Genomic DNA, 17106 nt, shown 5'->3' with positions numbered 1-17106 from the left:
CAGCTGGCGGCTGACCGGCGAGTCCCGGGCCGCCGTGACGGGGGAAGCCGTCGTGCGCCGTACCGGGCACATCACTTGAGCTGCTGCGGCTCATCGCTGCGGGTCGGGTCTGGTCTCGTCCGGTCGGCGGCGATTGCCGTGCCAGTCCAGTATCAGCACCGTGGCGTCGTCCTTGAGGTTGCCGTGGCAGGCGTCGAGCACCGCTGCGGTCAGGCTCCGGACGGCTTCACGCGGGTGCAACGCGCGGGTGTCGTGAATGACCGAAGCCAGGTCGACGGCCGCGGCACCGCGTTCCTGCATTCCGTCGGTGAGCAGCACCAGGCGGTCTCCGGGACGCAGTTGCAGTTCCTGTACGCGGTAGGCGGTGGGTGCCACCACTCCGAAGGGCAGGTTGACGGCGAGTCCGACCTCTTCGACGGTGCCGTCGCGCAGCCGCAGTGGCCGGGGGTGGCCGGCGTTGACCAGTTCGCACAGGCCTGTTTCGAGGTCGACGCACAGCAGCTGTCCGGTGGCCAGGCCGCGGCTGTGGCTCAGCAGGGCCTCGTGGGCGTGGCGGGCCTGCTTGAGGGCGTCGCAGCCGCTGCGGCGTGCCCGGCGCAGTGCCCCGACGAGCAGAGTGGCCAGCAGGGCCGAGTTCGTGTCATGGCCCATCGCGTCGGTGATGGACAGGTGCAGGGTGTCGCGGTCGAGGGTGTAGTCGTAGGTGTCGCCACCGATGTCGTCGGCCGGGACCAGCCCGGCGGCGAGGGTGAACTGGGCCGCCTCGCAGCAGGGCGCCGAGGGAAGCAGCTGGTGCTGGATCTCCGCGGCCAGGCTGGTTTCGGTGGTGCGCCGGCCCAGGTGGTACAGATCGGTGAAGCGGCGGTCCGTGACGATGATGTAGGCCAGTGCGTGTGCCGCATCGCGGACCTGGCGCAGCACGGTGTCGTCGGCGGACTGGAGGCTGACCTCCAGGACGCCGATGCAGTCGCCACGGTTGGTGACCGGCGTGATGACGCGCCGTCCGCCCTGGCCGTCCGGCTCCACATGCTGGCGCTGGCTCCGCAGAACGCTGTCGTAGACGCTGCCGTGCAGGTCGATCGGCTCGGCCTGGTCCGCGACCTCACCGCCGGCCGCGGCGAGCCGTACCAGCCGCTGACCGATGAGGTCGACGAACAGGAAGGACACACGCTCCGCACCGAACCGCTTTTGCAGATCGTGCGCTATCACGTCGACGGACTCACCGGGCGGCGCCGCCTCCGCGGCGGCCAGCAACTCGCCCAGTTCCAGATCTCCACCCTCCACGACAACCTCCTATCGGCTGTCGCACCTTCTTCCCCGAGTCTCCGCAACATCACCCAATTTCCTCATCTTGCCTGGTCAGGACAGCGGGTTGGGTCGGTGGCCAGTGCCTCGGAGGCGGTGAGCCGGGCCGAACACCACGACCAGAACGGAACCACGCCTTACATCGACCGGTGGCCCAACAGAAGGGCCTGACAGGCTCCCCGGTTCACCTGCGGTGTTCGCCGTCACGACGGTCCTCACGCCTCCAGCGCGCCCGGTTCTGGCGGCTGTAGCGGCGGTCCCAGCGTTCCACACGATCCCGGCGCTCCTCGTAGTCCCGATACTCCCCGAGATCCGAACCGTCACCACGGCTCCGGCCTCCGCCGCGATCGCGGCCGTGACGAGTGGCGGCGAAGACCAACACCGCCGCAGCCACCCACCAGATGGGATGCAGGAAGCCGACGCCGAACAGGACCGCGGTCAGGATGAGGAGCAGGACGAACACGGAGGGCCTCCCCGGGAGCAGGACGAAGCATCGATACCGGGGACTGGGGCCTCACCCCACAGCCTAGTCCCGCCGGGGGGCAGCGGATACGGCGCGACGTAGGCGCGTCCTGTTCGGTAATGGCTGCTTGGCACCTTTCGGGGAACCATGGCAAGGGCCGGCGTGCGACTTGCCGCCCCGAGCTACGCGGACACCGCAATCACGTGCTTGCCCACGACTCCGCCGCGCTCGAATGCCGTGTGCGCCGCGGCGATGTCCGCGAGCGGGTACACGCTGTCGACCACCGGGCGCAGCGCACCCGACGTGACATGGTCGGCCAGATCGCGCAGCACGGCGCTGTCGGGATTGGCGCTGAAGGTGCGGATTCGGCGGGAGCCGTGCACGCTCGACGCGGCGATCGCGGCCAAGGCGCCGGCCGACAGGCCGACGGTGACCATCCGGCCGCCCTTGGCCAACCGGCTTCGGTAGCAGTGCAGTTCCGAGCCGACGGTGTCGACGATGACGTCGAACGGTCCGATCTGGTCCGAGGTGGTGGAGCCGTAGTCGAGGACTTCGTCGGCACCGAGGTCGGTGAGCAGTCGGGCGTGGCGGTCGCGCGCCAGCGCGGTGACGTGCCCGCCCGTTGCGTGTGCCAGTTGCACGGCGGCTGTGCCGACTCCCCCGGCCGCGCCTCGTACGAGGACCCGTTCCCCGCCCGCGAGGTGCACGCTGTCGCGCAGTGCGATGAGCGCCGTGGCGCCCGCCACGACCAGGGAGGCGGCGTCGACCGGCGAGAGGTCCGCCGGGGCGGGCGCGATCCGGTCGGCCGGGACCACGACGTACTCGGCCGCCCCCGCGGTGGAGTGCCGCTGCCGGGGATGCACCGTGCCCCACACCCGGTCACCGGCCCGGTAACCCTCGACATCGGCGCCGGTCCCGACGACGACGCCCGCGAAGTCCAGCCCCGCACCGATCGGGAAGCGGCGCCCCGACACCATCTTCAACTCCCCGGCACGGACGATCACGTCGTGTCCGTTCACGCTGGACGCCTCGACCGACACCAGGACCTCGCCGACACCGGGCGCGGGGCGGTCGACATCGTTGATGCGCAGGACGTCCGGTGCACCGTAACTCGTGATCTGAGCGGCCTTCATGTCGCTGTTCCTTCCGTGGTCGTCGGGTGTGGAACCGATAGTGGCCCCCGCTCGCGACATCACGGTCGTTCGCCTTTTCCTGGGACTGGCAGACCCACCCTCCCGAGCGGTGCCCGAGGCATACTGGCGCCGTGACCGACGACCCCTTCGCGCTGACCGACGAGCCCCGACGCGAACTCGCCGAATTCCTGCGGACCCGCCGGACCCGGCTGCGCCCGGAGGACGTCGGCCTCGAACCCGGCCCGAGGCGGCGTGTCGCCGGGCTGCGGCGTGAGGAACTGGCCCTGCTGGCGGGGGTGAGTTCGGACTACTACCAGCGGATGGAGCAGGGACGCGACGTACGGCCCTCCGAACAGGTCCTGGACGCCCTCGCACGCGCCCTGAACTTCTCCACCGAGGAGTGCCGGCACCTGCACAGCCTCGCCGCCGCCGCGCGCACACCGGCCCGCGCCCCGCGCCGGTACGAACCGGAGGAAGTACCGGACACCACACAGCGGTTGCTGCGCACGATGCCCTCGCCCGCACTGGTCGTGGGCCGCTACCTGGACGTGCTGGCCTGGAGCCCGTTGGCCGGCGCGCTGCTGGGCGAGTTCACCCGGCTCCCGGTGACGGAGCGCAACCTGCTGTCGCTCCTGTTGCACCCGGAGGCCGACCAGACCTGCCCGGAGCGGGCCGCCACCGTCGCCGAGCTGACCGCGATGCTGCGCGCCCAGGTCGCCGCCGATCCGGGGCACCCGCGCGCAGCGGAGCTGGTCGGTGAACTCGCGGTCCGCAGCGACGAGTTCGCGACGCTGTGGGCCCGCCACGACGTGGCGGAGACGACGCGTGGCCGGATGCGCGTGAACCACCCCCTGGTCGGGGAGCTGAACCTGGACTGGGACGCCTACCCGCTGCCGGGCGCTCCCGGCCCGATGCTGATCGTCTACACCGCCGTCGAGGGCGGCCCCGACGCCGAGCGGCTCCAACTGCTCGCCGGCCTGCTCAACGCCCGCTGACCCAAAGCACGATCCACCCCGTGTGCCCTCCCGGACGGCGCGAATCCCGTCCGCGGCATCGGGACGGCGGCCGCAGGCGACTCGCGCCCTGCCGCCGTCCCGAACCGCCTTGCGCCGGGCCGGTCAGAGACCGGCACGGCCCGGGAGATCGGCTGGATCCACGCCGAGCGCCGCCAACAACCGCACGCTCCGGTTGCCCGGCTCGCTGAGCAGCCGGTCGAGCAGCTCGGAGGTACCGCCGGCGTCGGTGTTCGCCATCACCGCGCGCACCTGTTCGTGCTCCACCCCGACCTCGGCCAGGGACCTGCCCCCGTCGTAGTCGCCCTTCGCGTCCTTCGTCAGGTGCGGATAGGCCCGCGCGACCGCGTACGTCCGCAACATGCCCAGGAGGACGTCGTCGGTGCGGACCTTCCCACCGTGCTGCCCGGCGAGTTCCCCGGCCTCCAGGCGCGCCCACAGCACCGGGTGTGTCGCCGCGTTGAACGGCGTCGTCCTGACGAGGAGCGTCGTCCAGAACTGCCCGAGTCCACGAGGTTTGTAGCGGCGGCGGCCCACCAGGGCGTCGCGGGTGGAGTGCAGCTCCGGCGGGACGGTGTCCTCCTGGGCGGGGGGCTGTCCCGACCGTACGGCCTGCCGCAGTGTGATGACGTCCACCCCGCACTCGTTCAGGTAACCGACTGCCCCGCAGGACGGGTCGCCCAGGAGTGCCGCCAGCAGATCGGCCGGCGTGCGCTCCGCGCCCTGACCGGTCACGGACGGCCGCTCCTGACACCGGGCAAGCGCCGTCGCACCCGCCGTGCTGAGCGTGAGCGAGCGGTCCGCCTGCCCGGCCAGGGAAACCTCGACCTCACCGGGTTCGTCGTCGATCGCCGCGACGCCCCTGCGGACCACCTGTGTCGTGAGGTCGTACGGTGCGAGGAACTCCTGAACCCGCTGGTCCTTGCTGATGCGGGCCAGCAGGTCGTATGTGTTGACGTGGCGGCCGGCGTGGACCGGGCGTAAGGCGGTGAGCAGGCTGGGGTCCGCGTGGAGTTCTATGGTCATGGGGAGATTCTGGCCGAGGTTCGGGGCAGTCCACATCGACAGGACGCGCCGGCGCCGGGCGGGAGACGGCGTACGAAGTGGCTCAGCCGTGCAGTGAGCGGTACGCCGCGACGGCGCCGGGGTGCAGTGCGATGCCGCCCGTACCGATCAGGCTGCCGACGTCGAGGAACTGGGTGCCGACGGCGTTGCCGGGAACGAGGGCGCTCGCCCGCAGGACCAGCAGGCGGGTCAGCGCGTCGGCGACGCCGCGGGGGAGGTCGGGGCGGCACACCAGCAGGTTGGACACTCCGATGGTGCCGACTCCGCCCGCCGACCGGTACGCGCCCTGCGGCAACGACACCTCCTCCAGGCCCGACCCGGCGAGGCCGTCGCGGCCGCGCAGCCGGGGCAGCAGACCGGCCAGCGGCAGGAACCGCAGACCGACACGGTCGTCGAGGTCGGACAGGGTGGGCAGCGGTACTCCGCCCGCGACGAGCAGCGCGTCGACCGAGCCCGTCCGCACCGCGTCGGCCGCGTCGGCCAGCGGGAGATGGCTGACGGGCACGTCGGTGCCGGGGGAAAGCCCCGCGGCGTGCAGGATCCGTTCGCCGAGTTCGGCCGCGCCCGATCCGGTGGCGCCGAGCGAGACGGTGTGTCCGGCCAGGTCGGACACCGCGCGTACGGGCGAGTCGGCGCGGACGACGAACTGGAGGTAGGTCTCGTACACCCTGCCGAGCGCGCGCAGGGGCACGGGGTGCGGGAAGAGGTCGGTGCCCTGGGCCGCCAGCGCGGTGTCGGTGAGGACGAGTGCGAGGTCGGCGCGGCGGTCGCGGAGCAGTTCGATGTTGGTGACGCTGCCCGCGGTGGTGCGGACGCGGCAGCTCAGACGGGGATACGCCGCTTCGAGCTCTGCGGCGAGGAGGCGGCCGAAAGCCGCGTAGAACGCCGTGGGCTCTCCGGTGGCGACGCGCAGGACACCGCTGGGGCCGGGCAGCTGCCGGGAGGCGTCGGCCGTGAGCGCGCCGCCGAGGACGGCGACGGCTGCCGTGCCGAGGGCGGCGTGGAGAAGGGCGCGGCGGTCGACGGGACGGGTCATGGGGCGCCCCCGTCGCCCGGCGCGCGCGGCACGACCGCCCTGGCCCGCAGCCCCCGCGGTCGCGCGGGTTCCAGCTCCAGTCGGCCGCCCCGCCCCGCCAGCAGCTGTTCGGCGATGGCCAGGCCCAGTCCCGTACCCGCTGTGCCGTCCTGTCGTTGCCGGCCCGAACGCCAGAACCTGGTGGTGGCGAGCGCGAGCTCCTCCGTGCCCAGGCCGGGGCCGTCGTCGGTCACCATGAGGACCGCGAGCGGGCCTTCGGTGGTGCAGCTCAGCGAGATCTCGGCGCCCGGGCCCGCGTACTTGATGGCGTTGTCCACGAGGATGTCCGTGATCTGGGCGAGTTCGCGGTCCGTGCAGGCGGCCATGACCTGGGCCGGAGCGGCCCGGAGCGTGAGGCGGGCTCCGGCGCGGTGGGCGACCGGCTCCCACAGGCGGTGCTGAGCGGCCGCCACGGCCGTGAGGTCGCAGTGGGCGTCCGAGCCGTCGGTCACCGTCAGTTCCCCGGCCCGGTGTTCCGCGGCGGCGAGGGCCAGCATGTCGTCGAGGAGGGTCTCCAGGCGGTCGAGCTCGGTGGTGACCCCGGTGTAGGTGCGGCTCGCCGACGCGGGCAGGTGGGTGTCCAGGGCGTCGACGCGGAGCCTCAGCGCCGCCATGGGGTTGCGCATCTGGTGGGACGTGTCGGCGACGAGCCTGCGCTGCTGCTCCAGGGCCGCCGTGACCGTACGTGCCATGCGGTTGAAGCCGATCGCGAGCTGGCGCAGCTCGGGCGGGCCGCCGGCCCGGGTCTGTTCGGGCGGGAGTCCCGCGGCGAGCTGGCCGACGGCACGGTCGAGGCGGCGCAGCGGGCTGACCACCCACCCCGTCGCGGCCCGGGCGAGGACCGTGCAGGCGACGGCGACCAGGGCGGCGCCCGCGACGACGGCGGCCCAGCGCCGGGTGATGTCCTCCGCCGCGGTCCCGACCGAGGCCCTCAGTACGACGGCCCCGGAGACCCGGGTTCCGGTGCCCGCGGGCTCGGCGAACATCCGGGACCCCCGCGACCAGGGGCGCAGCGCCCCCGTGGGATGCGCCGTCTGGTTGCGCAGCGCCGCGTCGAGCAGCCGCGCGACGTCCGGGTCGGCGGCCCGCATGCCACCGGTCTGGACGACGGGGTTGCGGCGCGTGTCGGTGACGACGAGGGGTTCGCCGTACAGCTGTGTGTAGCGGCGCGCCTCGGCGGCGACGGCCGAGGTGTCGCCGGTGGACGCGGCCTGGTCCATGAGCGAGGCGAAGCGGTCGAGGTCGGCGCTGCGGGCGAGGACCAGCTGCTGGGTGCGGTCGGACGCGGTGAACAGCAGCAGCGGTACGGCGAACGCGGCCACCGCGATCACGACGAACAGCAGGAGGGCGGCCTGGACCCGGGTGCGCACGCGTCGTCCCCTCAGTCCTCGAGGTCCCCGAAGCGGTAGCCGAAGCCCCGGATCGTGGTGAGCAGCTCCGGGCGGCGCAGCTTGGCGCGCAGCTGGGTGAGGTGGACGTCGAGGGACCGGGACACGGCGTGGCGGGCGTCACCCCACACCTCGTCCAGGAGCTGCTCGCGGCTGACCGCCGTTCCCGCACGCCCGGCCAGCACGGCGAGGATGTCGAACTCCTTGGTGGTCAGTTCGATCTCCGCCCCGGCGACCCGGACCCGGCGCGCGTCGAGGTCCACCTCGACGTCACCGGCACGGGCCGTCCGTACGGAGGAGGCGCTCTTCGCCGCGTTCCGCCTGGTGACGGCGTCGATCCGGGCGAGCAGCTCGGCGAGACGGACCGGCTTGACGAGGTAGTCGTCGGCGCCGAGCCGCAGTCCGCGCACGACCGAGCGTTCGTCGCCGCGGGCGGTGAGCACCACCACCGACATGTCGCTCACGGCACGCAAGGCGCGTAGGACGTCCAGACCGTCGGTGTCGGGCAGGCCCAGATCGAGAAGCAGCAGGTCGGAGCTGCGGTGGTAGGTCAGCACATCCCTGCCGTACCGGACCCGCCGGGTGACATGACCATGGTCGTACAGGACCTCCACGAGCGCCGCGGCCACGCCGTCGTCGTCCTCGGCCAGCAGGATCTGCACCCTGACCACCTCCTTTCGGCCACTCCCGGCCACTGCCTCCAGCCGAATGTAGACCACACCGGCGGTGCACCCGCCGGAGTGTTAAGGGGAGGTTAGTTCTGTGTTCCGCCCTCTCGTCCGCCGGTGCGGGGCGGAGCCAGGCTGCACGGCACCCAGCAGCCTGAGAAGGACGCCGTAATGATCATCGACTGTCACGGTCACTACACGACCGCCCCGCCGGCCCTGGAGGTATGGCGCAACCGGCAGATCGCCTCCCTCACCGACCCCTCGGCCGCCCCCGCCCGCGCGGACCTGCGTATCGGCGACGACGAGCTGCGCGAGACCATCGAGCCGAACCAGTTGCGGCTGATGGACGAACGCGGCATCGACCTGACGGTCTTCTCCCCCCGCGCGTCGTTCATGGCGCACCACGTCGGGGACTTCGAGACCTCCGCCGCCTGGGCGGCCATCTGCAACGAACTCTGCTTCCGCGTGAGCCGGTTGTATCCGGAGCGCTTCGTGCCCGCTGCGATGCTTCCGCAGTCTCCCGGCGTCGACCCCGCGACCTGCGTCCCGGAACTCACCCGCTGCGTGGAGGAGTACGGCGCCGTCGCTCTCAACCTGAACCCTGATCCCTCGGGCGGTCACTGGACCGCGCCGCCGCTCACCGACCGGTCGTGGTACCCCGTCTACGAGAAGATGGTGGAGTACGACATCCCGGCGATGGTCCACGTCAGCACGAGCGTCAACCCCGCCTTCCACACCACCGGCGCGCACTACCTGAACGCCGACACCACGGCGTTCATGCAGCTGGTCCAGGGTGACCTGTTCGCCGACTTCCCGACCCTGCGCTTCGTCATCCCGCACGGCGGCGGCGCCGTCCCCTACCACTGGGGCCGCTTCCGGGGCCTGGCGATGGCGCTCGGAAAGCCTCCACTGGAGGAACACGTCCTGGGCAACGTCTTCTTCGACACCTGCGTCTACCACCAGCCCGGCTCGGATCTCCTCTACGACGTCGTCCCGGCCCGCAACATCCTCTTCGCCTCGGAGATGATCGGCGCCGTGCGCGACATCGACCCGTGCACCGGCCACCACTTCGACGACACCCGTCGCTACGCGGAGGCGGCCAAGCTGCCGGCGGACGACCTGGCGGCGATCCAGGAACACAACGCCCGCGCCGTGTACCCGCGCCTGGACGCACTGCTGAAGCGCCAGGGGCGGTGAGAGACATGACCCCGCTCTCCCCCAAGACCCCCGGCTGGCTGGACTGGTACCGCAACCCGTCCACACCGGCCTTCCGGCTGCCGCCGGGGACCGTCGACGCCCACTGTCACGTCTTCGGCCCGCAGGCCGACTTCCCCTTCGCGCCGGAACGGAAGTACACGCCCTGCGACGGCGGCAAGGAGGAGTTGTTCGCGCTCCGCGACCACCTGGGCGTCGCCCGCAACGTCATCGTGCAGGCCACCTGTCATGGCGCGGACAACAGCGCCATGGTCGACGCCGTCCGAGCCGCAGGCAACAGGGCGCGCGGCATCGCGACGGTCCGCCCGGACATCAGCGAGGGCGAGTTGCTCGAACTCGATGCGGCGGGCGTGCGCGGAGTGCGGTTCAACTTCGTACGGCGTCTGGTCGACACCTCGCCCGAGGACGACCTGCACACGATCGCCAAGAAGGTCGCTCCGCTGGGCTGGCACGTCGTCCTCTACTTCGAGAGTGTCGACCTGCCCGAACTGGAGGGCTTCTTCGGGTCGTTGCCCGTTCCGCTGGTGGTGGACCACATGGGACGACCGGACGTGACGCAGCCGGTGGACGGGCCGCAGTTCACCCGCTTCCTGCGCTTCGTCGACGGCAACGACGTCTGGGTGAAGGTGAGTTGCCCCGAGCGCCTGAGCGTGACGGGACCCGCCGCGCTGGACGGCGAACGGCACGCCTACACCGACGTCGTCCCCTTCGGCCGCCGGGTCGTGGAGGAGTTCCCCGACCGGGTGCTGTGGGGCACCGACTGGCCTCACCCCAACCTCACCGGCCACATGCCCGACGACGGACTCCTCGTCGATCACCTGCCGCAGGTGGCGGTCACCGCTGAGCAACGGCACAAGCTCCTCGTCGCCAACCCGATGGGCCTGTACTGGCCCGGCGAGAGCGTCTGACGTCCCCGACTCCCCGACTCCCCCGTATTTCCCTCCACTTCGACAAGGGCCGCTCATGCAACACTCCAACGCGTTGAACCGGCTGGACCGGCTTCCGGTCTCCCGGTTCCACAAAGTCACTCTGCTCGCCGTCGCCTTCGCCTACTTCTTCGAGTTCGCGGACATCAACAGCTTCGCCACCACCGCGCCGAAACTGATCAAGCTGTGGGGCCTGACGGTGGACCAGGTCGCCTATGTCACCTCGCTCTCGTTCGTCGGGATGTTCCTCGGGGCGATCGTCGCCGGGTCCATCGCCGACCGGTGGGGGCGCAAGCGGGCACTGCTGTGGACGACGCTGTTCTTCGGCATCTCCTCGTTCGCGGCGGTCTTCTCCTGGGACCTCGTGTCCCTGGGCGTGTTCCGCGTCCTGACCTCGGCGGGGCTGTCGGCGATGACCGTCGTGGGCGTCGTCTACGTCAACGAGATGTACCCGTCGGCGATCCGCGGCAAGTACCAGGCGTACGCCATCGTCATCGGCATCTGCGGAACGCCCGTCACCAACCTCATCGCCAGCGCCGTCGTACCGCTCAACGACTGGTCGTGGCGGCTGGTCTACCTCTGGGGCTCGCTGGGCATCCTGCTCGTGCTGTTCACCCGGCACCTCAAGGAATCGCCCCGCTGGCTGGAGAGCAGGGGAGAACACGCCAAGGCGGACGCGGTCCTCCGGGAGATCGAGGCGAGCGTCGCGGCGGAGAAGGGCCCCCTTCCCGAGCCCGCGCCCCCGGTCGACGAAACGCCGTCGACGAAGGCCCCCCTGCGGCTGCTCCTCCAGAAGAAGTACCTGTTCCCGACGCTGCTGCTCACGGTGCTGTGGATGACGCAGACCATCGGCTTCTTCGGCTACTCCAGCTGGGCGCCCACCCTGCTGGCCAAGGAGGGCTTCAGCGTCGAGAAGTCCGTCTTCTACGTGGCCCTGACCACGGTCGGCGCACCGCTCGGCTGCTATCTGGCGTCCCTGGTCACCGACCGCTTCGAGCGCAAGTGGTGCCTGGTCGCCTTCGGCACGGTGATCGCGTTGTGCGGTCTGCTGTACGGGCTCACCTTCAACCCGGTCCTCATCATCGTGTTCGGCTTCCTGGTGAACCTCTTCGAGCGCGGCTACACCGCCCTCGCCTACGCCTACTCCCCCGAGCTCTTCGACACCCGCAGCCGCTCCCTGGGAACGAGCGTCTCCTACGGCCTCGGCCGGCTGTCGAACGCCGCCGGTCCGCTCATCGTCGCGGCGCTCTACAACGGCCACGGCTATCAGAGCGTCTTCTACTTCATCGCCGGCACCTGGCTGCTCGGTGCGATCGCCCTGGCCGTCTTCGGCCCCCTGACCCGCTCGGCACGCCTCGCGGAGGCGGAACGGCAACGCATGAGCCTCCCCGCCTGAGGCGGGCCGGCCCGCCTCAGGCGGGCGGTTCGGGCCCATCGCCGAAGCGACCGCCCACCGTCGTTCCGGGAGAGCGGCCACCAAGGCCGCTCTTCGCGGTTCATCAGCGCCGGGCGCGGCCGGTGGACGTTCCGTTCGGGGTCAGGTCTGCTTCTCCATCCTGATGGCCTGGCGGAGTTCCTCGCTCGCCGCTCCCGGTTCCCGCCGCTGGATCTCCAGCAACGCGGCGGCGATGGCGTCGAGCTTGCGCTGGATGGCGTGCTCGGCTCGCCGTTCGGAATTCTTGAGCAGTGCCAGGAGCAGCAGCGAGACGGCGGACATCGCCTCGCCCACCATGAGCAGCCACGGCGTGGGCAGCTTCAGCGCGTGCGCGGTGATCGCGGCGGCGACCAGAACGAGGCACACGCCGAAGAAGGCGGGAGAGCTGGTGAAGTTCGAGGCGTGTTCGGCCAGGCGCGTGAACCGGCCCGGCCGGTCGCCGTCCCGGTGCGCGGGGTGCTGAGGTGCCATCAGGTCACCAGCGGTCTTCACGAGACCGGCCGGTCGGCAGGAGCCCCCAGGGCCCAGCCGGAGACATCGCCCAGCCGTCCACGCCACAGCGGAGCGGTCGCGGTCCCGGGCACGGACAGGAACGTGACGTCGACGAGGTGGATGAACGCGTGCAGCCCGTCGCCCGTTCCCGGCTCCGACTCGGCCTCCTTCAGGGCGGCCCGGACGGTGTGCGCCAGGTGTGCCATGTGGTCGGCTTCGTCTTCCGCTCCGGTGGCCGTCGACACCACGTGCTCCCACCGGTCGGCCCAGGTGCGGGAGCCGACCAGGTTCCCGGCGACGATTCCACCGGGCGTGGTCAGACAGATCTTGAGGGCGGCATCGGGCTGGGCGTCGACCAGCCGCAGCAGGATCTCCAGATGCGCGTCGATCGGCGGGAGGGCGGCACCGCTTTCGCTCACCACAGGTCCTCTCTGGTACATGCCCGGACCACGGGCATCGGTTCAGTGGGTGGTGAGCATGCCCCTGCGCAGGCGCTTCAGGGTGCCGGAGAGCAGGCGGGACACGTGCATCTGCGAGCAGCCGAGCCGTTCGCCGATCTGCGCCTGAGTCAGCTCCTCGACGAACCGCCAGTGCAGGATGTGCCGTTCACGCTCGTCGAGCTGGGCGAGCAGCGGCGCCAGCGTGTGGAAGTCCTCCACCAGTTCCATGGCCGCGTCGTCGGACCCGATGAAGTCCGCCAGTGCTGTCTCGCCGTCGGGGCCGCCGCCGATGGTGGCGTCAAGGGAGGCCGAGTTGTAGCCGTTGGACGCGAGCCGGGCCTCGATGACCTCCTCCTCGGTCAGGTCCATCAGCTCCGCCAGCTCTTTGACCGTGGGGGTCCGGCCCATGCGGCTCTGGAGCTCCTCGGTGGCCTTCGCCAGCTGCACGCGCGCCTCTTGCAGGCGGCGCGGCACATGTACGGACCAGGAGGTGTCCCGGAAGAAACGCTTGATCTCGCCGACGATGTACGGGATGGCGAAGGAGGTGAACTCCACCTCGCGGGATATCTCGAACCGGTCGATGGCCTTGATCAGCCCGATGACGCCGACCTGGACGATGTCCTCCATCCCGTCCGCGCCGCCCCGGTTGCGGAACCGGCCGGCCGCGAAGCGGACCAGGGACATGTTCATCTCGATCAGGGTGTTGCGCGCGTACTGGTACTCGGGCGTGCCTTCCTCGAGCACCGCCAGCTTCGCGAAGAACAGCTTCGACAGGGTGCGGGCGTCCTTGGGCGCCATCTTGCCCGGTTCGGGGATTTCCGGCAGTGCCGCTGTCGTCTGCTCCTCGGCCGCCTGCGCGATCGTCGTCGTCATCTGTGATCTCCCCACCCTGCCGGTACCCTGCGTTCGAGCTGATGTGGCCGCGTCTACCCCGTCACCCCCGGAACATGCACATGCCCGGAGGAAGTGCCTGGGCGGGCGGGCAGGAGCTTGCCGTCCGGCGCTTCGCGCCCGACCGGGCGCCACGATCGGTTCGGCACTCACCGCCGGGCTGGTCGACGTGCTGACGCTGTATCTCGTCCCCACGCTGCTGGGCGCCGGGACGCCACTGTTCACCGGGGGTGTGCCGCGCACGCTGGCGCAGCGGAGCGTGACCTCGACATCGACCGCGACGCACCTGACCTACGACCTCTGACGCCTCTGGCCCTCGTCACGGGCCTGCTGATAGGCGCTGAAGATCGTCTCCGCGGCGCCGGACAGCGCCCCTTTGGTCTTGCCGCGGGCGCCGGACTCGGTGACCTTCTCCGTGAGTTCCGTCAGCCCGGCCGGCTTGCGCGGTCCCGCCTCCAGATCGAGACGGTTGCACGCCTCGGCGAAGCGCAGGTACGTGTCGACGCTGGCGACGACGATCCGTATGTCGATCTTGAGGATTTCGATGCCGACCAGGGAGACGCGCACGAAGGCGTCGATCACCAGCCCGCGGTCGAGAATGAGTTCCAGAACGTCGTAGAGGCCACTGGAGCCTCCCCCGCCGCCCTGCTGTGTCGCGACGGTCATGACGACCGACCCCCTTGCCCTCGTCTCTGCGTGGTTCCGTCGGCGCTGTCCCTCGCCGCGACGCAGGTTCCCTGTGCAAGTAGCCGCACAACCCGCGGCCAAACGCGTGTACGACTCTTCGGTGAGGCGGACCTGACGGCGACCGCGCACCGACCGCTCACATACCGGCGGGGGCCATGACGCCGGGCCGGCCGTGGGAGCAGTTACCTCCCACGGCCGCCCTGGGGATACGCATCCGGCGCAGCAGATCGCGTGTGAGACGGCGGTCGAGCGTGGTGCGCCAGGTGACGTCCGGATACTTGGAGCGCAGGTGCGACAGCGCCCTGGTGCCCAGCCCGCAGTCGCGGAACGGTTCGTCCAGGACCACATCGGTGATCACACCCTCGGCGCACTCGTCGCACGCTCGATAGGTCACCCGCCCGACCACCTTGCGGATGTGCACCAGCAGCAGGCACTCCTCGCCCGCGCCGCCCTTCAGGGAGGAGGACGGCAGCAGATCGACGTCGCGATAGGCCAGCATCCTGCGATGCCACCGGCCCCCTCGTCGTCCGATGCGCCGGTGCCTTCCCTCGGCCCGCCGTGGTGAGGTGCCTTCCCGTGGTCCAGGTCGGCCGTGCGCGTCGCTCATGGCATACGTCTGGTTTCCCTGCATTCCATCGCGTGTGCCCGTTACCACGGCCCCCATGTCACCACACCGTGAACGCATTCGCGACGCCGGCGCAGGGCCTACTTCACGGACCCCGCCATGACCCCCTGTACGAAGTGCCGCTGGAAGGCGAAGAACACGGCCACCGGCACGATCAGGGACAGGAACGCGCCCGGCGCGAGCACGTCGATGTTGCTGCCGAACTGCCGTATCTGCGACTGGAGTTCCACGGTCAGAGGCTGTGACGAGCTGTCGGCGAACAGCAGCGCCACCAGCATGTCGTTCCACACCCACAGGAACTGGAAGATGGCCAGGCTCGCCAGGGCGGGCCGTCCCACCGGCAGCACGAGCCGGGTGAAGATGCGCCACTCGTTGCCTCCGTCCATGCGGGCCGCCTCCAGCATCTCCCGCGGTATCTCGGCGAAGTAGTTCCGCAGCAGGAAGATCGCGAACGGCAGTCCGTAGGAGACGTGGAAGAGGACGACGCCGGGAATCGTGCCGAACAGCCCCAGTTGGCCGAAGAGTTTGGCCACGGGCAGCAGGCCGATCTGCACGGGCACCACCAGGAGCGCGACCACGAGCAGGAAGAGGGCGTCACGGCCGGGGAAGTCCAGCCAGGCGAAGGCGTACCCCGCCAGTGCGGCGATCGCCACCACCAGGAACGTCGTCGGCGCCGAGATCAGCACGGTGTTCCAGAACGCCTGCGTCATCCCGGCGTTGCCCAGCAAGGACGTGTAGTTGTCGAAGGACAGCTGCCCCGGACTGGTGATCGCGGTCCACCAGCCGCCCTTGGCCGTGTCCTGCGCCGACCGCAGGGACGACACGAGCAGTCCGGCGAGCGGCGTGAGCCAGAGCAGTCCGACGACCACGAGGACGGCCTGCACCAGACTGTTGCCGAGCCCGCGCCGAAGCGCACTGAGGTTCATCGCTGACTCCCTCGGAAACGACGGACGTTGAAGACCATGGCGGGGATCACCAGCAGCAGGAGCAGAACGCCGAGGGCGCTGCCCAGTCCCTGGTCGTTGCCGCCGCCGAAGGACACCAGCCACATCTGGGTGGCCAGCACGGTGGCGTCCTCCTGCACCGGGCCGGGCGCGATGATGTAGACGAGGTCGAACACCTTCATCACGTTGATGACGAGGGTCACGAAGACCACCGTCAGCACCGGCGCCAGCAGCGGCACGGTGATCCGGCGGAACACCTGCCACTCGTTGGCGCCGTCCATCCGCGCCGCCTCGAGCGAGTCACGCGGCAGCGTGGACAGTCCCGCGCCGATCAGCACCATCGCGAAGCCGGTCCAGATCCACAGGTAGGCGCCGATGATCGCCGGGGTGACCAGTGCCGGGCCGAGCCAGGAGACGCCGTCGTAGGGCGGGGCGAAGTTCGAACCGGGCAGGGTGACGGTGTAGGAGCCTGTCTCCAGGCCGGGGAAGCGGAAGGAGCCGTCGGCCGCGGTGGTGGTGCTCGCGACGGTCTTCCCGTCGCGCACCGCCTCGACCTTCATCTTCGGCAGCCCGCTCTCCTGACGGTCCACCGCACCCTGTTCCCCTCCCCCGCCGGGGGTGAAGTCCAGGTAGACGACTCCGCGCAGTTCGTCGGGGCCGGCTCTACGGGCGGCCGCCGGGTAGGCCGGTTCCGCGTCCGCCGGGAGTTCCTTGGGCGCGACGCCGACCAGACCGAGGGCGACCGTGTCGCCCGGTGACACGGTCGTGCCCGTGCGGTACGAGCCGTCGGCGCCCTGGGTCATGCCCTCGCCGTCACGGGCGCGGGCGGTCGGGTAGGAGGAGGTGTCCTGGAAGGCGTCGTGGACGCCGACGGCCGCCGCGTTCAGGACGCCCTTGTCGGGGTCCTCGTCGTAGGCGAGCCGGAAGATGATGCCCGCGGCCAGGAACGAGACGGCCATGGGCATGAAGAGCAGCAGCTTGAAGGCCGTGGCCCAGCGGACCTTCTCGACGAGCACAGCCAGAATGAGGCCCAGGCCGGTCAGCAGGGTCGGCGCCACGACCACCCAGATCGCGGTGTTGCGTACGGCTTTGAGGGTGGCCGGGTCGCGGAACATCTCGGTGTAGTTGTCGCCGCCCACGAACCGGGTCCCGGAGGCGTCGAAGAAGCTGCGGCCGACCGAGAACAGCACGGGGTAGACGACGAGGGCGCCGAGCAGGAGCAGCGCGGGAAGGATGAAGAGCAGGGCGACGGTCCTGCCCCGCCGCCGGGCGCGCCGCTTGCGGGCGACGTTCGCGGCGGCGGGTGGTGCGGCCGTCTTCGTGAGCGTGGCGGTCATCGCC

Annotated in this window: 18 protein-coding genes and 1 pseudogene; 5 read left to right on the top strand and 14 right to left on the bottom strand. The window is 70.7% G+C overall.

Features of this window, described 5'->3' with window-relative positions:
* Nucleotides 1–90: 90 nt before the first annotated feature.
* The 3 genes from G9272_RS42850 to G9272_RS42840 all read right to left on the bottom strand — a co-directional run bounded on the left by G9272_RS42850 (nt 91) and on the right by G9272_RS42840 (nt 2901).
* On the bottom strand, nt 91–1284 hold the full coding sequence (locus G9272_RS42850) for a PP2C family protein-serine/threonine phosphatase (RefSeq protein WP_171401580.1): 1194 nt from the start codon (nt 1282–1284) through the stop codon (nt 91–93).
* A 205-nt stretch (nt 1285–1489) separates the two neighbouring features.
* Nucleotides 1490–1768, bottom strand: coding sequence for a hypothetical protein (locus G9272_RS42845; RefSeq protein WP_171401579.1), 279 nt, complete (start codon nt 1766–1768; stop codon nt 1490–1492).
* A gap of 182 nt (nt 1769–1950) precedes the next feature.
* Complete coding sequence (locus G9272_RS42840; protein ID WP_171401578.1) at nt 1951–2901, bottom strand: NAD(P)-dependent alcohol dehydrogenase; 951 nt, start codon at nt 2899–2901, stop codon at nt 1951–1953.
* A gap of 131 nt (nt 2902–3032) precedes the next feature.
* Here G9272_RS42840 and G9272_RS42835 point away from each other — a divergent pair, with 131 nt between their 5' ends.
* A complete protein-coding gene (locus G9272_RS42835) occupies nt 3033–3896 on the top strand; it encodes a helix-turn-helix transcriptional regulator (protein WP_216377863.1) in 864 nt (287 codons plus the stop codon).
* Nucleotides 3897–4019: 123 nt separating this feature from the next.
* Here G9272_RS42835 and G9272_RS42830 read toward each other — a convergent pair whose 3' ends face one another.
* The 4 genes from G9272_RS42830 to G9272_RS42815 all read right to left on the bottom strand — a co-directional run bounded on the left by G9272_RS42830 (nt 4020) and on the right by G9272_RS42815 (nt 8104).
* Nucleotides 4020–4940 (bottom strand): Clp protease N-terminal domain-containing protein, encoded by a 921-nt coding sequence (locus G9272_RS42830; RefSeq protein ID WP_171401577.1) that lies wholly within the window; start codon nt 4938–4940, stop codon nt 4020–4022.
* Nucleotides 4941–5022: 82 nt separating this feature from the next.
* Nucleotides 5023–6015, bottom strand: coding sequence for a TAXI family TRAP transporter solute-binding subunit (locus G9272_RS42825; RefSeq protein ID WP_171401576.1), 993 nt, complete (start codon nt 6013–6015; stop codon nt 5023–5025).
* Nucleotides 6012–7424 (bottom strand): sensor histidine kinase, encoded by a 1413-nt coding sequence (locus tag G9272_RS42820; protein WP_171401575.1) that lies wholly within the window; start codon nt 7422–7424, stop codon nt 6012–6014. Before G9272_RS42820 ends, G9272_RS42825 begins: the two co-directional genes overlap by 4 nt.
* Before the next feature lie 11 nt (nt 7425–7435).
* A complete protein-coding gene (locus G9272_RS42815; RefSeq protein WP_171401574.1) occupies nt 7436–8104 on the bottom strand; it encodes a response regulator transcription factor in 669 nt (222 codons plus the stop codon).
* A 177-nt stretch (nt 8105–8281) separates the two neighbouring features.
* Between G9272_RS42815 and G9272_RS42810 the strand changes: the two genes are divergently transcribed.
* From G9272_RS42810 to G9272_RS42800, 3 genes are read left to right on the top strand one after another with little or no spacing between them, the layout of a single operon-like run.
* Entirely contained in the window at nt 8282–9307 is a 1026-nt protein-coding gene (locus G9272_RS42810) for an amidohydrolase family protein (protein ID WP_171401573.1), read from the top strand.
* Nucleotides 9308–9312: 5 nt separating this feature from the next.
* On the top strand, nt 9313–10233 hold the full coding sequence (locus tag G9272_RS42805) for an amidohydrolase family protein (protein WP_171401572.1): 921 nt from the start codon (nt 9313–9315) through the stop codon (nt 10231–10233).
* 55 nt (nt 10234–10288) lie between these two features.
* Nucleotides 10289–11647: an MFS transporter gene (locus G9272_RS42800; protein ID WP_171401571.1), complete on the top strand. Its 1359-nt coding sequence runs from the start codon at nt 10289–10291 to the stop codon at nt 11645–11647.
* A gap of 141 nt (nt 11648–11788) precedes the next feature.
* On the opposite strand, the gene G9272_RS42795 is transcribed toward G9272_RS42800, so the two are convergent.
* Genes G9272_RS42795 through G9272_RS42785 form a run of 3 tightly spaced genes read right to left on the bottom strand, consistent with a single transcriptional unit; the run spans nt 11789 to nt 13491 of the window.
* Nucleotides 11789–12157: a low affinity iron permease family protein gene (locus G9272_RS42795; RefSeq protein ID WP_171401570.1), complete on the bottom strand. Its 369-nt coding sequence runs from the start codon at nt 12155–12157 to the stop codon at nt 11789–11791.
* A gap of 17 nt (nt 12158–12174) precedes the next feature.
* Nucleotides 12175–12597, bottom strand: coding sequence for a hypothetical protein (locus G9272_RS42790; RefSeq protein WP_171401569.1), 423 nt, complete (start codon nt 12595–12597; stop codon nt 12175–12177).
* Between the two features lie 42 nt (nt 12598–12639).
* Complete coding sequence (locus tag G9272_RS42785) at nt 12640–13491, bottom strand: RNA polymerase sigma factor SigF (protein ID WP_171401568.1); 852 nt, start codon at nt 13489–13491, stop codon at nt 12640–12642.
* Between the two features lie 145 nt (nt 13492–13636).
* Between G9272_RS42785 and G9272_RS42780 the strand changes: the two are divergent.
* Nucleotides 13637–13813: pseudogene (locus tag G9272_RS42780) on the top strand (dihydrofolate reductase family protein); the annotation flags it as partial.
* On the opposite strand, the gene G9272_RS42775 reads toward G9272_RS42780, so the two are convergent.
* The 4 genes from G9272_RS42775 to G9272_RS42760 all read right to left on the bottom strand — a co-directional run bounded on the left by G9272_RS42775 (nt 13801) and on the right by G9272_RS42760 (nt 17102).
* Complete coding sequence (locus G9272_RS42775; protein WP_171401567.1) at nt 13801–14175, bottom strand: gas vesicle structural protein GvpA; 375 nt, start codon at nt 14173–14175, stop codon at nt 13801–13803. The pseudogene G9272_RS42780 and the gene G9272_RS42775 overlap by 13 nt on opposite strands.
* 157 nt (nt 14176–14332) lie before the next feature.
* Entirely contained in the window at nt 14333–14695 is a 363-nt protein-coding gene (locus tag G9272_RS42770; protein ID WP_253268113.1) for a GNAT family N-acetyltransferase, read from the bottom strand.
* Nucleotides 14696–14901: 206 nt separating this feature from the next.
* Entirely contained in the window at nt 14902–15747 is an 846-nt protein-coding gene (locus G9272_RS42765) for a carbohydrate ABC transporter permease (RefSeq protein WP_171401566.1), read from the bottom strand.
* Nucleotides 15744–17102, bottom strand: coding sequence for an ABC transporter permease subunit (locus tag G9272_RS42760; protein ID WP_171401565.1), 1359 nt, complete (start codon nt 17100–17102; stop codon nt 15744–15746). The genes G9272_RS42765 and G9272_RS42760 overlap by 4 nt, the downstream gene beginning before the upstream one ends.
* Between the last annotated feature and the right edge of the window lie 4 nt (nt 17103–17106).

Source organism: Streptomyces asoensis, from assembly GCF_013085465.1.
In the GTDB taxonomy this organism is placed as follows: Bacteria; Actinomycetota; Actinomycetes; order Streptomycetales; family Streptomycetaceae; genus Streptomyces; species Streptomyces cacaoi_A.
The sequence above is the reverse complement of the archived record's forward strand: the minus strand, read 5'-3'. Positions and strand labels throughout refer to the sequence as shown.